Consider the following 14,870-nt stretch of genomic DNA (forward strand, 5'->3'; position numbering starts at 1 on the left):
CGGGCGGTTCCTGGTGAACCGCCCGCCCCTCGGAGCGCGCCGATCAGGCCAGCAGGGCCTCGATGACGCCGGTGTGGGCGTCCTTCAGCTCGGCCAGCGAGACGGTGAACTGCCCCTGGACGTCCAGGCTGTCGCCGTCCACGACACCGATCCGGGCGGCCGGCAGGCCGCGCGCGGTGCACATGTCGTTGAAGCGGAGCTCCTCGCTGCGCGGCACCGCCACGACGGCGCGGCCGGCCGACTCCGAGAACAGGAAGACGAACGGGTCCATGCCCTCGGGCACGACGATCCGGGCACCGTGACCGCCCTTGAGGCAGCTCTCCACCAGCGCCTGGCCGAGGCCGCCGTCGGACAGGTCGTGCGCGGCGTCGATCATGCCGTCGCGCGAGGCGGAGATCAGGATCTCGCCGAGCAGCCGCTCGCGCTCCAGGTCGACCCGGGGCGGCAGACCGCCGAGGTGGTCGTGGACCGCCTGGGACCAGGCCGAGCCGCCGAGCTCGTCCGCCGTGTCACCGAGCAGGTAGAGCAGCTGCCCCTCCTCGGCGAAGGCGACCGGGGTGCGCCGGGTGACGTCGTCGATGACGCCGAGCACCGCGACCACCGGGGTCGGGTGGATGGCGACCTCGCCGGTCTGGTTGTACAGCGAGACGTTGCCGCCGGTGACGGGGGTGCCGAGCACCAGGCAGGCGTCGGCCAGGCCGCGGGTCGCCTCGGCGAACTGCCACATCACGTCCGGGTCCTCGGGGGAGCCGAAGTTGAGGCAGTCGGAGACGGCGAGCGGCTTGGCACCGCCGGCCGCGACGTTGCGGTACGCCTCGGCCAGGGCCAGCTGGGCGCCGGTGTACGGGTCCAGCTTGGCGTAGCGGCCGTTGCCGTCGGTGGCGACCGAGACGCCGAGGTTGGTCTCGTCGTCGATCCGGATCATGCCCGAGTCCTCGCCGTGCGAGAGCACGGTGTTGCCGAGCACGTAGCGGTCGTACTGGTCGGTGATCCAGGACTTGGAGGCCTGGTTCGGGTGGCTCGCGACCTTCAGCAGGTCGGCCTTGAGGCCCTCGCCGGTGGTCGGGCGGGCCAGCCGCTCGGCGGTGGGGGCGTCGGCCTGCAGCGCGTCCTGCCAGCTCGGGCGGGCGTACGGGCGCTGGTAGGTCGGGCCCTCGTGGGCGACGGTGCGCGGCGGCACGTCCACCACGAGCTCGCCGTGCCAGAAGATCTCCAGGCGCTCGCCGTCGGTCACCTCACCGATGACGTTGGCGATGACGTCCCACTTCTCGCAGATCTCCAGGAAGCGGGCGACCTTGTCGGGCTCCACGATCGCGCACATGCGCTCCTGCGACTCGCTCATGAGGATCTCCTCCGGCGAGAGCGTGTGGTCGCGCAGGTGCACGGTGTCCAGCTCGATCCGCATGCCGCCGGAACCGGCCGAGGCCAGCTCGCTGGTGGCGCAGGACAGGCCGGCGCCGCCGAGGTCCTGGATGCCCTTGACGAGCTTCTCGCGGAACAGCTCCAGGGTGCACTCGATGAGCAGCTTCTCCTGGAAGGGGTCGCCGACCTGGACGGCCGGGCGCTTGGCCGGGCCCGCTGCGTCGAAGGTCTCGGAGGCCAGCACCGAGACGCCGCCGATGCCGTCGCCACCGGTGCGGGCGCCGTACAGGATGACCTTGTTGCCGGCGCCGGAGGCCTGCGCGAGGTGGATGTCCTCGTGCTTCATGACGCCCACGCACAGGGCGTTGACCAGCGGGTTGCCCTGGTAGCAGGAGTCGAAGACGACCTCGCCGCCGATGTTCGGCAGGCCCAGGCAGTTGCCGTAGCCGCCGATGCCCGCGACGATGCCGGGCAGCACGCGCCGGGTGTCCGGGTGGTCGGCCGCACCGAAGCGCAGCGGGTCCATCACGGCGACCGGACGGGCGCCCATCGCCAGGATGTCGCGCACGATGCCGCCGATGCCGGTGGCCGCGCCCTGGTAGGGCTCGATGTACGACGGGTGGTTGTGCGACTCGACCTTGAAGGTGACCGCGTAGCCCTGGCCCACGTCGACGACGCCGGCGTTCTCGCCGATGCCGACGAGCATCGCGTCCGAATCGGGCTTCTTCTCGCCGAACTGCTTCAGGTGGACCTTGCTGCTCTTGTACGAACAGTGCTCCGACCACATCACCGAGTACATCGCGAGCTCGGCGCCGGTCGGGCGGCGGCCGAGGATCTCCCGGATGCGGGCGTACTCGTCCTCCTTGAGGCCGAGCTCGGCCCAGGGCTGCTCGGCGTCCGGCGTCTGCTCGGCGTTCTTGACGGTGTCGAGGCTCATCAGGCGTTCACCAGCTGCTTCAGGACGGAAGTGAAGAAGCCCAGGCCCTCGGTGGTCGGGCCGGTGAGCGGCTCCACGGCGTGCTCCGGGTGCGGCATCAGGCCGACGACATTGCCGGCGGCGTTGGTGATGCCGGCGATGTCGCGGTACGAACCGTTCGGGTTGACGTCCAGGTAACGGGCGACGACCCGGCCCTCCGCCTCCAGTTCGTCCAGGACGCGCTCGTCGGCGACGAAGCGGCCCTCGCCGTTCTTCAGCGGGACGACGATTTCCTGGCCCGCCGAGTAATCCGCGGTCCAGGCCGTGCCCGCGTTCTCGATGCGCAGCTTCTGGTCGCGGCAGATGAAGTGCAACGAGTCGTTCCGGGTGAGCGCACCGGGCAGCAGGTGCGATTCGCAGAGCACCTGGAAGCCGTTGCAGATACCGAGCACCGGCATTCCGGCCTTCGCCTGCTCGATCACGGTGTCCATCACCGGGGAGAAGCGGGAGATCGCGCCGCAGCGCAGATAGTCGCCGTAACTGAATCCGCCCGGCAGGACGACGGCGTCGACCTGGTGGAGATCCTTGTCACGGTGCCAGAGGGCGACCGGCTCGGCGCCGGCCAGGCGGACCGCGCGCTGGGCGTCGCGGTCGTCGAGCGACCCGGGGAAAGTGACGACGCCGATGCGGGTGGTCACTTCGCCGCCTCCTCGACCCGGACGGTGAAGTCCTCGATCACGGTGTTGGCGAGAAAGGTCTCGGCGGCTTCGCGGATACGGGCGAGCGCGGCGTCGTCGACCGGGCCCTCCACTTCCAGCTCGAAACGCTTGCCCTGGCGGACGTCGGCGATCCCGGTGAATCCGAGACGGGGCAGTGCACGCTGCACCGCCTGTCCCTGGGGGTCGAGGATCTCCGGCTTGAGCATGACGTCGACTACGACGCGTGCCACTGGCACTCCCGGTGGTGTCTTCGGTGAGGCGGGGGAACTCCAGACTACCGGCCGTTTCGGGCGGGATTGCTGGCCGGGGAGGGTGACGCGCGTAGACCCACGACCCTTACGCCGCAAGGGATCCGGGGCACCGGGCCGCCGCCGGGCCCGCTCGGTTTCCGCTGATTCGCGGCCCCGATCGACAACGCCCGAAGAACACCCGAATACGGCACTTGGGGACAGATCCTCCCGTCCCGCACATCGGTATCCGGCAGTCCCGCGAAGAGTCGTGAATATCCGGAAAAGAATGCCGGACTCTTCGATTTCGACCCCCTTCGGGTGCAGAATAGGGCCACCTGTCGCGGCAAGTGCTGCGTATCCGGCGGGCCACCGGGCCTGCCCGTGTGCGCTTGCGCGAGTTGGTGCACATCAGGCCACCGGGCGTACCCGCGAACCGGCAGCCGAATTGCCCGAGAGGATTGACACCCATGGCTCAGCGTGTAGTTGTCACGCTCTCCGACGACCTGGACGGCGGCGCCGCCGCGGAAACCGTCCACTTCGGCGTCGACGGGAAGTCGTACGAGATCGACCTGTCCGTGGACAACGCGGAAAAGCTGCGGGAGGCCCTCGCCCCGTTCGTCGCGGCGGGCCGCCGCCAGAGCCGCACCGGAAAGTCGTTCCGGCGCACCGCGCTCACCCCGGACCCGGCCGCCGTGCGCGCCTGGGCCCTGTCCCGCGGCATGGAGCTGCCGGCCCGCGGCCGGATCCCCAAGCACGTGTACGAGGCGTTCGCCGAGGCGAACTGACCTCCCGGGGCGCCGCCCCCGGTCGCCCCGCCCGCCCTGGTCGAAAGGGTGGGGCGACCACCCCGAACGATGCTGTAGAGTATTCCTCGTCGCCGCAACGGAGGGATCCGGAGAGGCGGCTGGTGCCCCACCAGGCACCACGCGGACGTGGCTCAGTTGGTAGAGCATCACCTTGCCAAGGTGAGGGTCGCGAGTTCGAATCTCGTCGTCCGCTCGCAGTGCGCGAGCACAGCACAACTCAATAGTTCAGTCCTGCGGACGTGGCTCAGTTGGTAGAGCATCACCTTGCCAAGGTGAGGGTCGCGAGTTCGAATCTCGTCGTCCGCTCCAGCACGAAGGGCCCCCTCGATCGAGGGGGCCCTTCGGCATTCCCGGCCACCGGTGATCCCGCCCCCGCCACTTCGCGGGCAGAACCCCGCCGCCCGAACCCCCGCCCTCCCGCGATGACATTTGTCACCGCCGATCCGTGGATCCCCACCACCGGCCGATGACGTCGCGCACTGCCCGCGCACCGGGGCCGGCGGAAGGCTGGAGGCATGGAAACGAGCCAGCTTTCCCGCCCCGGCGACAGTGTGATCGAGGTCACCGGACTGCACCGCCACTACGGGGGCGGAACCACCGGGTACCACGCCGTCCGCGGCGTCGACCTGACCGTCGGCCGCGGCGAGCTGTTCGCCCTGCTGGGCACCAACGGTGCCGGGAAGACCTCCACCCTGGAGGTCGTCGAGGGCCTGGCCGCGCCCACCGGCGGCAGCGTCCGGGTGCTCGGCCTCGACCCCTTCACCGAGCGGGCCGCCGTCCGCCCGCGCATCGGCATCATGCTCCAGGAGGGCGGCTTCCCCGGTGAGCTGACCGCCGCCGAGACCGGCCGCGCCTGGGCCGGGATGACCAGCGGCGCCCGCCCGGTGGCCGAGGTACTGGAGCTGGTCGGCCTCGGCCACCGCGCCGGCGTCCGGGTCAAGCAGCTGTCCGGCGGCGAACGGCGCCGGCTGGACCTCGCGGTGGCCCTGCTCGGCCGGCCCGAGGTGCTGTTCCTGGACGAACCCAGCACCGGCCTGGACCCGGAGGCGCGCGCCGCCGTCTGGCGCCTGGTCCGCGACCTGCGGGCCCAGGGCACCACGGTGCTGCTCACCACCCACTACCTGGAGGAGGCCGAGGAACTCGCCGACCGGCTGGCGATCATGCACGGCGGCCGGGTGGTCACCACCGGAACCGTCGCCGAGGTGATCGCCGGCCGGCCCTCCCGGGTCAGCTTCGAACTGCCCGCGCCGACCGGCGCCGCCGGTACCGCCCTGCCGGTGCTGCCCGGGGCGGAGGTCGCCGTCGAGGGCCGCAAGGTCACCGTGCAGACCACCACCCTCCAGGACACCCTCACCGACCTGCTCGGCTGGGCCCGGCACCACGGGATCGCGCTCGGCGCCCTGGACGCCCGCAGCGCCTCGCTGGAGGAGGCCTTCCTCGCCATCGCCTCCGAGGCGGCCCACCAGGACCCGCCGCAGACCCCCGCCGCTCCCGCCCGCCCCGCCCGCCCCGCCCGCCGCCGCCTGATCGGATCCGCCCGATGACCACCGCCGCCCGCACCGCCCCCCGGGCCGCCGGCCCGCAGAGCACCGCCGCCGGCCCGCGGACCACCGCCGCCCGCCGCCTGCTCGCCCTCGGCCGCGCCGAGACGACCCTGCTGCTGCGCAACCGCACGGCCCTGTTCACCGCGCTGGTGCTGCCGCTGGTGCTGGTCACGAGCCTGCGGAGCACGCTCCAGAAGCAGGCCGAGTCCAACCCCGGCCTGGACGTCCACTCGCTGCTGGTCTACGGCTCGGTCGGGATGGCCCTGGCCTTCGTCGTGTACTACAACCTGACCGCCGCCTACGTCGGCCGGCGCGGTGAGCTGGTCCTCAAGCGGCTGCGCACCGGCGAGGCCAGGGACCTGGAGATCCTGCTGGGCACGGCCGTGCCCTCGCTCACCCTGGGCCTGCTGATGGCCGCCCTGATCGGGATCGGCGGCAGCCTGGGCCTGCGCCTGGCCGTGCCCGTCAACCCCCTGCTGATGCTGATCGGGCTGGGGTTGGCCCTGGCCACCATGATCGCCCTGGCCGCCCTGTCCAGCGCCTTCACCAGGACCGTCGAGACCGCCGGCATCACCACCCTGCCGGTCATGCTGGTGATGCAGCTCGGCTCCGGCCTGTTCGTCCCGCTGGAGGTCATGCCCGGCCGGCTGGCCGACGTCTGCCGCCTGCTGCCGACCACCCCCGCCTTCCAGCTGATCCGGCTCGGCTGGTTCGGCACCGACGGCTCGGCCGCCCCGACCGGCTTCGCCGGCAGCTGGGGCGCCGCCGCCCCGCACCTCGCCACCGGAACGGTCTGGCTGGGCCTGGCGGTCTGGGGCGCCGTCCGGTACTTCCGGTGGGAGCCGCGCCGCTGACCGCGCCCGGGACGATCCGAAGGATCTTCCGCCGTTCTCCCTCTGATATGAAGGCAGCCACACGATCGTGATCAGACGGGGAGCGCAGCGATGGTCCGGGGGCCGATCCGCCGTTGGAAGGGGTACGGCAAGCCGCAGCGCGCCGAGCTGTACTTCCGTTGGTCGCTCTACCTGGTGGCGTGGATCATGCTGCCGATCAACCTGTTGGCCACCGCCTCCGGGGTGCAGCTCCAGGGAACGGCTCCCGCCGCACGGACCGGCCTGGTCCTCTCCCTCGCCTCCGTCCTGGTCACCCTCCGGGCCTACCGCACCTCGCTCGACCACTACCTGGGCCGGCCCGGCAACCACCGGCGCTGGCTGATCACCAGCGCCGCCCTGACCGTGGCCGGCTCCTGGACCGTCCTGCTGCTCGGCCCGTCCTCCGACGGGCTCTCGCCCCACCCGGACCCGCCGTTCACCGCGGTGATCGCCGCCGGGCTGGTCGGAGCCACCGCGGGCCCCACGGGGGTGGGCCTGCGGTGGCCGTGGGCCCTCCTCACCGGGACCGTCCTGCTGCTCCTGATCGCCCCGGCGATGCTGCTCGCCGGAGTCGGCTTCGGCACCACCACGGGATGGCTGGTCGGCTCGCTCGTCGGAACGGTCGTGCTGATCGCCAGCTGCCGCAGCTTCGCCTGGGTCACCGCGATCGTCTGGGAGCTGGACGCCGCCCGCGAGGTGCAGTCCCGGCTGGCCGTCGCCGAGGAGCGGCTGCGGTTCTCCCGGGACCTGCACGACGTGATGGGCCGCAACCTCACCACGATCGCGCTGAAGAGCGAACTCGCCGTGCAGCTCGCCCGGCGCGGGCGCCCGGAGGCCGCCGACCAGATGGCCGAGGTGCAGCGGATCGCCCAGGACTCCCAGCGCGAGGTGCGGGACGTCGTCCGCGGCTACCGCACCGCCGACCTGCACGCCGAGGCGATCGGGGCCCGGGCGGTGCTGCGCTCCGCCGACATCGCCTGCGAGATCGACCTGGGCGAGCACGCCGACGGCCTGCCGCTGCCGGTGCAGTCGGTGCTCGGCTGGGTGATCCGCGAGGCCACCACCAACGTGCTGCGGCACAGCGAGGCCGCCCACTGCCTGATCCGGCTGCGGCGGGAGGACGGCCGGGCAGTGCTGGAGCTGGAGAACGACGGGGTGCCCGAGGTGCCGATCCCGTCCCAGGGCGCCGGTACGGGGCTGCGCGGCCTGCGCGAACGGCTCGCCCTCCACGACGGCGAGCTGACCGTCCCGGCCGCCGCACCGGGTACCTTCCGGATGCTCGCCGCCGTACCGCTGTGACCCGCGCCGCCGAGGAAGGCCCGCCGATGACCGACACCGCCCCCGTCCGCGTCCTGCTCGCCGACGACGAGCACCTGATCCGGGGCGCGCTGGCCGCGCTGCTCTCGCTGGAGGACGACATCGAGGTGGTCGCCCAGGCCGGCTCCGGCCCGGAAGCGCTGGCGATGGCCCGGGTGCACCGGCCCGACATCGCGGTGCTGGACCTCCAGATGCACCCCCGGTCCGGCGGCCGGGAGGTGCCCCCGGGCCTGGACGGCATCGAGACGGCCGCCGAACTGCGCCGGCTGCTGCCGGACTGCCGCTGCATGATCCTCACCGGCCACGGCCGCCCCGGCTACCTGAAGCGGGCGCTGGAGGTCGGGGTGCGAGGCTTCCTGCCGAAGACCGTCTCGGCGGCCGACCTGGCCGGCATCATCCGCACCGTGCGCTCCGGCGGCCGGTACGTGGACCCGGAGCTCGCGGCGGACGCGATCAGCGCCGGGGAGAGCCCGCTGACCCCGCGCGAGACCGACGTCCTGGAGCTGGCCGCGGACGGCACCCCGATCGCGGAGATCGCCGCACGGGCCGCGCTGTCCCAGGGCACCGTGCGCAACTACCTGTCCTCGGCGGCCGGCAAGCTGGGTGCGGAGAACCGGCACGCGGCGGTGCGGATCGCCCGCGAGCACGGCTGGATCTGAGCCGCCGCGCCCGCGGGCGTCACCGGGGCGTCACGCCCAGGAGGTGCCGGTCAGCCGCTCGTACACCTCGATGTACTTGGCGCGGGTCCGCTCCACGACCTCGGCCGGGAGCGCGGGCGGCGGCTGCTCGCTGTAGCGGTCCCAGCCGGAGGCCGGGGAGACCAGCCAGTCGCGGATCAGCTGCTTGTCGAAGGACGACTGCGAGCGCCCGGGCCGGTACGCGTCGGCCGGCCAGTAGCGGGAGGAGTCCGGGGTGAGCACCTCGTCGCCGATCACCAGCTCGCCGTCCAGCAGACCGAACTCGAACTTGGTGTCGGCCAGGATGATGCCGCGCTCGCGGGCGATGTCCCGGGCCCGGGCGTAGACGTCCAGGGTGGTGCGGCGCAGCTGGGCGGCCAGCTCGGAGCCGATCCGGCGGGCGGTCTCCTCGTACGGGACGTTCTCGTCGTGCTCGCCCACCTCGGCCTTGAGCGCCGGGGTGTAGATCGGGGCGGGCAGCTCGGAGCTGTTCTCCAGGCCCTCCGGCAGGGCGATGCCGCAGACCGTCCGGCTCTGCTCGTACTCGGTCAGGCCGGAGCCGGCCAGGTAGCCGCGGGCGACCGCCTCGACCGGGATCATCTCCAGGCTCCGGCAGACCAGCGTGCGGCCCTTCCAGTCCGCCGGGGCGCCGGCCGGGACCTCGGTGGAGAGCACGTGGTTGGGCACGATGTCGGCGATCCGCTCGAACCACCACAGCGAGAGCTGGGTGAGGATGCGGCCCTTGTCGGGGATCTCGTTCGGCAGCACCCAGTCGTGGGCGGACGTCCGGTCGCTGGCGACCATGACCAGCTCACCCGCCTCGGTGCGGTAGAGGTCGCGCACCTTGCCGGTGTGCAGGTGGACCAGGCCGGGTACCTGGACCGGCTCGGGCTTGGTGACAAATCCGCTCAAGGTGTCTCAGTCCTCAGGGGTCGTTCACGGGCCCGGGGCACCGCGAAAGGGGAGGTCACTGCACCCGCAGTCTTTCACGACCGGTGAACGTCAGTTCTTGCAGAGCCGGTCCAGCAGGTTGGCGGTGGCCCGCTGGATCCGCTCGTCGGTCAGCCCGGGGCGGCCCAGCGCGGGCGACCAGGCGAAGGTCCCGGCCGCGAAGACGTACGCGCCGCTGGGCGCCCGGTAGAGCGAGGTCTCCTGGTAGCGGGTGCGGCCGGCCATGTCCCGGTACGGCGAGTGCGCCAGCAGCACCCGCTCGGTGTGCTCGGGCAGGGCGACCTTGGGGTAGTACCGGTCGGCCTCGCCGGCGACCAGGCCGGGCAGCTCGTCGCCCTCCTGGAGCCCGGTGCCGTCCCAGAGCCAGTGCGCGGTGTGCCGGGCGACCAGCGGGACGGGCGCGGCGACCCGGCCCGAGTACTGCACCCCGAGCAGGTGCTGCTCGGGCTCCCCGGCGTCCCGCCACAGCGCGCTGGCCGCCCCGGGCACCCCGGCGGCCGGGCTGCCGGGCGGCACCTTCTGCCGCTTGCGGCAGTTGAGCAGCCGGTGCGGCTCACCGGAGGCGGCGGCGGTCAGCTCCACCCGCCAGTACATGGTGTTGGCGGAGAGGAAGACCAGCGAGGTGCCGCCGTCCCGGGCCCGCTCGGCGGCCCGGCGCATCGGCTCGGACCAGTACTCGTCGTGGCCGGGGAAGACCAGCGCCCGGTGCTCGGCCGGGTCCACCAGGCCGGCGTGCAGGTCGGTGGCGGTGGCGTAGGACAGGTCGTAGCCGTAGCGCTCGGCCCAGCGGATGAAGTCGTACGCGTGGCCCACGTGCAGCGGCAGGCCGGCGGTGGCGTGCGGGCGGTCGAAGGACACCGTGACGGCCGCCTCGGACTCGCCGACCAGCCCGCCCAGGCCGTCCCAGGCGTGGTAGAGGCTGGCGCCGGTGCGGCCGTCCTCGGGGAACAGGTTGTACGCCTGCCAGGTCACGTCCGGGAGCACCAGGAGCAGTTCGGCCCGGTGCCCCTGGTCCGCGAAGTCCCGCACGGTGAAGGGGATGTGGCTGCGGTGCAGCATGTCCGCGGTGGTCAGCACGGCGACGTACGCGCCGGGCTGCCAGTGCGCCGGGACCTGCAGCCGCCAGGAGTGCCACCAGTGGTGGCAGGAGACCGTCCGCTCGACCACCAGGGGGGCGGGCTGGGCCAGACCGGCGATCAGCGGACTGGACGTCATGTGCCGGGCGCCGTCCCCGCCGTAGTGGCCGATCCGGTAGACGTCCACGGTGAACTCGCGGGGCGGGTTGACGGTCACCCGGAAGTCCACCGAACCGCCGGGGCGGACCACCCCGGCCGAGGCGAAGCCCTTGATCTGCTGGTCCACGTCGTTGGAGCTCTGCGGCGTGCCGACCGGCGGCTTGGGCCGGGCGCCGGCCGTCAGCGGCTGCTGGCCGGGCGCGTCCACCGAGACGTACCAGGGCACGGCGCCCTCCGCGCCGGCCAGGTACTGGTCGGGGCTGCGCAGCCAGGGCAGCGGGCCCTGGCCGAAGGGGTCGGAGACGCTGTAGGCGTGCGTGCCCGACTCCCAGCGGCGGTTGAGTTCGGTCCCCACGCGCCCCTCCCAGGTGCACTTCCGTCCGGTTGGCACGTGCCCCCCGGATGTGCGTGCGGTCTAATACACCACACCGTGCTGGCGCTGCGTCACCCCACGGTAGCAATTGGTGTCGCCAATCTCGCGGGTCTTCCCGGCAGGGCCTCCGGCCTGCGGAGACGGCCGGTGGACGGGCCCGGCGGGGGCGCGTGCCGGGGCGCCGAGCGCCGTCCGGTCCGTCACAGCCGGACGGGTTTCTCCAGGCGGACCTCGGCGGCGTCCAGCCAGGCGCGCAGCGGGCCGTCCTGGCCCTGTTCGACGGCCTGGGCGACGGGTGCGGCCAGGTCGGTGCGGCGGACCCCGCCGAGCAGCAGCACCGGGCCGTCCAGCCAGTCCAGGCCGGGGGCGCCGCCGGTGGTGTCCACGGCGGCGCAGCAGACCATCGCGGTGACGTGGTCGACCAGCAGGTCCCGGCCGGTGCGGTCGGGCTCCAGCACCGGGGCCGGGGTGGTGGTGCGGGCCAGCTGGGCGGCGAGCGCGGCGGCCAGCTGCTCGCCGTCGCCCTCGGCGAGCCGGACCAGCAGCCGGGTGAGGGTGGGGGCACCGGGGCGGGCCTGCGGGGCGAGCCGGTCCAGGGCGGACTGCAGGGCGGCCGCGCGGGCCCGCCAGCCGGCGTCCACCACCTCGGCCGGGTAGTCGGCCCACTCCAGCTCGTGCCAGACGCCGGCCGGCGGGCGGCCGAAGAACAGCTCGGCGGCGAGCCGGGAGACGGCGCGGTCGACCGTGCCGGGCTCCTCCAGCAGGTCGCAGGCGGGGCGGTCGCCGAGCCGGTTGCCGTAGCCGTCGGCCAGCCGGTCGCGGCGGGACAGCTCGGTGAGGGCGGCGGCCACCCCGGCGTTGAGGTGGGCGGGGTGGCGGCCGAGCCGCCAGGCGGGCAGGGCGACCCGGGTGAGCAGCCGGTCCCAGCCGGCGTAGGCCAGGCCCACCTGCTCCTGGGCGGCGATCCGCAGCCCGTAGTCGACCGTCCGGGCGTGTTCGGAGGCCCAGCCCGCGACGGAGCGCTCCAGCTCGGCGGAGTGGCCCCGGCAGGCGCGGAGCAGCCGGCGGGTGATCCGCCGGGTGACCCGGTCGGCCAGGCCGGCCGGACCGCGGCGGGCCGGTCGCGGCGGGGCGGCCAGGAGGCCGCCGCCGAGGCCGGGGACGCTGCCCGCGCCGGAGTCCAGGCAGGCGTCCAGGCTGCGCAGGAAGCGGCGGGCGGCGGCGATCTCCGGGTCGGCGGAGGCACCGGTGCCGGCCACCACCGGGGCGAGCAGGGCACGCAGTTCGCCGGCCCGCATCCACCACAGGAAGGGCGAGCCGATCACCAGCACCGGTGCGGGCGGCGCGGGGTGCGGCCGCAGGGCGGTGGAGCGCCGCACCGGCGGGAGGTCCTCCAGCCAGCTGTCGCAGTCCGGGGTGAGCGCGATCGCGGAGGGCGCGGGCACGTCTAGCCGGTCGGCGAGCTCGTCGATCAGCCGGTAGAGCTCGGGGGCCTCGGCCCGGGCGACCGGGACGGCCGGGGTCTGCGGCGGGACGGCCCGGCGGTAGGCGCCGGCGGTCAGCCAGGCCACCAGCAGGGTCAGCGCGGCGACCGCGCAGACCGCCCAGCGGGCGGCGTCCCAGCCGGCGGCGTCCGGGGCTCCGGGCGCGCCTATCCGCCCGGTGAACCGGCCGGCGAGCAGGACCACCGCGACGGCGGCGGGAAGGACGGCGGCGGCCAGGGCCAGGCCTCGGACCCGCAGGACCGCCTGGGCGTGAGCGCGCGCGGTGTCGACAGCAGCCATACGGTGCGGCACCCCCTTCGGAGCCCTCGGGCGCCCGGCGACGGGCCCTGAGCCGACTCGAAACGATCAGTTCCGACCGGGAAGCGGAGGCGTCCGATCCCGGCAGTGCATGCTGTGTGTGGCGCTTACTGACATTTTCGACGCCCCGGTCCGGGCGGACGTTCCGGATCGATCCGGTTTCCACTCGTCCCGGTGACGCCGACCGGATTCCGGACACCTGCGACCGGTCCGGTGCGAAGCACCCGGGCGACCGCCCGGCCGGACGCCGTCCAGCATCCCCCCGCGGACCCGCCGCTACCCGGCGGCGACCCCGGCGCACGGCACCGTCGCACTGCGATCCAGCGCACCATAAGGCCGAGCGCCCGGTTACGTCAGCCGGATGCGGGTGCTGTCACCCGATGGGCTGGAATCCGGCCGCCGAACGGTGCGCCGCCGCCCGGACCGCCGTCCCGCCGGAAACGCCGAGGGCGCTGCGCCCAGTGGGTTGATTCCCGCCGGGGCAACGCCCTCGAAGAGGTGTACCGGGCCTACGCGGTGGCCGCCTTGAGCGCGATGTCGGTGCGGTGCTGGCCGCCCTTGAGGGAGATCCGCTCCACCGCGGCGTACGCGCGCCCGCGCGCCTCGGCCAGGTCGGCGCCGGTCGCGGTGACCGACAGGACGCGGCCTCCGGCGCTCAGCACCCGGCCGTCCTCGTCCGCCCTGGTGCCGGCGTGCAGCACGTACGCGGTGCCGTCCGCCTCCGCCTCGGCCAGGCCCTCGATCGGGTCGCCGGTGCGCGGTGCGGCCGGGTAGCCCTCGGAGGCGACGACCACGGTGACGGCCGCGCCCTCGTCCCAGCGCAGCGGCTCCAGCTGGTCCAGGGTGCCGGTGGCCGAGGCCAGCAGGACGCCGGCCAGCGGGGTGCGCAGCCGGGCCAGCACGACCTGGGTCTCCGGATCGCCGAAGCGGGCGTTGAACTCGATCACCCGGGTGCCGCGCGAGGTGAGCGCCAGGCCCGCGTACAGCAGGCCGGAGAACTCGGTGCCGCGGCGGCGCAGCTCGTCCACGGTCGGCTGCAGGACGGTCTCCAGGACCTCCTCCACCAGCCCGGGCGGTGCCCACGGCAGCGGGGAGTAGGCGCCCATGCCGCCCGTGTTCGGGCCCTCGTCGCCGTCCAGGGCGCGCTTGAAGTCCTGCGCGGGCTGCAGCGGCAGCACGGTGGTGCCGTCGGTGATCGCGAACAGCGAGACCTCGGGGCCGTCCAGGTACTCCTCGATGACCACGCGCTCGCAGGCGGCGGCGTGCGCCAGCGCGGCCTCGCGGTCGGAGGTGACCACGACGCCCTTGCCGGCGGCCAGGCCGTCGTCCTTGACCACGTACGGCGCGCCGAAGGCGTCCAGCGCCGCGGCGGCCTCCTCGGGGGTGGTGCAGACGTAGGAGCGGGCGGTGGGCACGCCGGCGGCGGCCATCACGTCCTTGGCGAAGGCCTTCGAGCCCTCCAGCCGGGCGGCCGCGCCGGAGGGGCCGAAGACCGGGACGCCGGCCGCGCGGACGGCGTCCGCGACGCCCGCCACCAGCGGGGCCTCCGGGCCCACCACCACCAGGTCGGCACCGAGCCGCAGGGCCAGCTCGGCGACCCGGTCGCCGTCCAGCTGGTCGACCGGGTGCACCGTCGCCACGCCGGCGATCCCGGCATTGCCCGGGGCGCAGTGCAACTCGGTCACGGAGGGATCTTGGGACAGGGAGCGGCACAGGGCGTGTTCGCGGGCGCCGCCGCCGATGACGAGGACCTTCACGCCTGGCAGCGTAGTCGGTGGCCCGTTCCGACCGCGCTCCGGTCCCGTCGGATCCTCCAGGAGAACAGCTCCGTACGCCGACGAGGCAGGAGGATCCTCCAAGGCGGCCGGGGGTCGGATGCACACCGCGTGCCCGGGTCAGGACGGCGGGTCACCGCGGCCTCGCTCGGACGGGTGAAATCCCGCCACCCCCCGCAACCCGCTCACCTCGGCTTCCGGCGGCCGAAACCGGTAACGATCACCGTGGAAGGCACCCATGGTCAGCCATTTGGCGGTAAGAAGTGCTGTTGGACAACCAACGGCAGACGC

The 14,870-nt window shown here is 73.8% G+C and carries 12 protein-coding genes and 2 tRNA genes; 7 read left to right on the forward strand and 7 right to left on the reverse strand.

The window, feature by feature from the left end; translation table 11 throughout:
- Positions 1 to 43 precede the first annotated feature (43 nt).
- Genes purL through purS form a run of 3 tightly spaced genes read right to left on the reverse strand, consistent with a single transcriptional unit; the run spans position 44 to position 3,227 of the window.
- Positions 44 to 2,299 carry a phosphoribosylformylglycinamidine synthase subunit PurL gene (gene purL / locus ABT247_RS06320; RefSeq protein WP_350738797.1) on the reverse strand — a complete coding sequence of 752 codons (2,256 nt, stop codon included), beginning with the start codon at positions 2,297 to 2,299 and terminating at the stop codon, positions 44 to 46.
- The gene (gene purQ, locus ABT247_RS06325; RefSeq protein WP_350738800.1) at positions 2,299 to 2,976 is read right to left on the reverse strand and encodes a phosphoribosylformylglycinamidine synthase subunit PurQ; all 678 of its coding nucleotides are present in this window, start codon (positions 2,974 to 2,976) and stop codon (positions 2,299 to 2,301) included. Before purQ ends, purL begins: the two co-directional genes overlap by 1 nt.
- Positions 2,973 to 3,227, reverse strand: a complete 255-nt coding sequence (gene purS / locus ABT247_RS06330) for a phosphoribosylformylglycinamidine synthase subunit PurS (protein WP_045692676.1) — start codon at positions 3,225 to 3,227, stop codon at positions 2,973 to 2,975. The genes purQ and purS overlap by 4 nt, the downstream gene beginning before the upstream one ends.
- A gap of 467 nt (positions 3,228 to 3,694) precedes the next feature.
- Between purS and ABT247_RS06335 the strand changes: the two genes are divergently transcribed.
- The 7 genes from ABT247_RS06335 to ABT247_RS06365 all read left to right on the forward strand — a co-directional run bounded on the left by ABT247_RS06335 (position 3,695) and on the right by ABT247_RS06365 (position 8,425).
- Positions 3,695 to 4,012 (forward strand): histone-like nucleoid-structuring protein Lsr2, encoded by a 318-nt coding sequence (locus tag ABT247_RS06335; RefSeq protein ID WP_030056585.1) that lies wholly within the window; start codon positions 3,695 to 3,697, stop codon positions 4,010 to 4,012.
- A 141-nt stretch (positions 4,013 to 4,153) separates the two neighbouring features.
- Positions 4,154 to 4,226: transfer RNA gene (locus ABT247_RS06340), tRNA-Gly, on the forward strand.
- Positions 4,227 to 4,266: 40 nt separating this feature from the next.
- Positions 4,267 to 4,342: transfer RNA gene (locus ABT247_RS06345), tRNA-Gly, on the forward strand.
- 206 nt (positions 4,343 to 4,548) lie between these two features.
- Positions 4,549 to 5,577, forward strand: a complete 1,029-nt coding sequence (locus tag ABT247_RS06350; protein ID WP_350738805.1) for an ABC transporter ATP-binding protein — start codon at positions 4,549 to 4,551, stop codon at positions 5,575 to 5,577.
- A complete protein-coding gene (locus tag ABT247_RS06355; protein ID WP_350738808.1) occupies positions 5,574 to 6,431 on the forward strand; it encodes an ABC transporter permease in 858 nt (285 codons plus the stop codon). Before ABT247_RS06350 ends, ABT247_RS06355 begins: the two co-directional genes overlap by 4 nt.
- Positions 6,432 to 6,521: 90 nt before the next feature.
- The gene (locus ABT247_RS06360; RefSeq protein ID WP_350738811.1) at positions 6,522 to 7,748 is read left to right on the forward strand and encodes a sensor histidine kinase; all 1,227 of its coding nucleotides are present in this window, start codon (positions 6,522 to 6,524) and stop codon (positions 7,746 to 7,748) included.
- A gap of 26 nt (positions 7,749 to 7,774) precedes the next feature.
- Positions 7,775 to 8,425 (forward strand): response regulator, encoded by a 651-nt coding sequence (locus tag ABT247_RS06365; RefSeq protein ID WP_350738814.1) that lies wholly within the window; start codon positions 7,775 to 7,777, stop codon positions 8,423 to 8,425.
- A 30-nt stretch (positions 8,426 to 8,455) separates the two neighbouring features.
- On the opposite strand, the gene ABT247_RS06370 is transcribed toward ABT247_RS06365, so the two are convergent.
- From ABT247_RS06370 to purD, 4 genes are all read right to left on the reverse strand, one after another.
- The gene (locus tag ABT247_RS06370) at positions 8,456 to 9,355 is read right to left on the reverse strand and encodes a phosphoribosylaminoimidazolesuccinocarboxamide synthase (protein WP_350738817.1); all 900 of its coding nucleotides are present in this window, start codon (positions 9,353 to 9,355) and stop codon (positions 8,456 to 8,458) included.
- A gap of 90 nt (positions 9,356 to 9,445) precedes the next feature.
- Positions 9,446 to 10,984 carry a N,N-dimethylformamidase beta subunit family domain-containing protein gene (locus ABT247_RS06375; protein ID WP_350738820.1) on the reverse strand — a complete coding sequence of 513 codons (1,539 nt, stop codon included), beginning with the start codon at positions 10,982 to 10,984 and terminating at the stop codon, positions 9,446 to 9,448.
- A gap of 218 nt (positions 10,985 to 11,202) precedes the next feature.
- Complete coding sequence (locus tag ABT247_RS06380; protein WP_350738822.1) at positions 11,203 to 12,786, reverse strand: hypothetical protein; 1,584 nt, start codon at positions 12,784 to 12,786, stop codon at positions 11,203 to 11,205.
- A 527-nt stretch (positions 12,787 to 13,313) separates the two neighbouring features.
- Positions 13,314 to 14,561: a phosphoribosylamine--glycine ligase gene (purD, locus tag ABT247_RS06385; RefSeq protein ID WP_350738825.1), complete on the reverse strand. Its 1,248-nt coding sequence runs from the start codon at positions 14,559 to 14,561 to the stop codon at positions 13,314 to 13,316.
- Positions 14,562 to 14,870 lie beyond the last annotated feature (309 nt).

It is taken from the genome of Kitasatospora sp. NPDC001539 (assembly GCF_040298565.1).
GTDB lineage: Bacteria > Actinomycetota > Actinomycetes > Streptomycetales > Streptomycetaceae > Kitasatospora.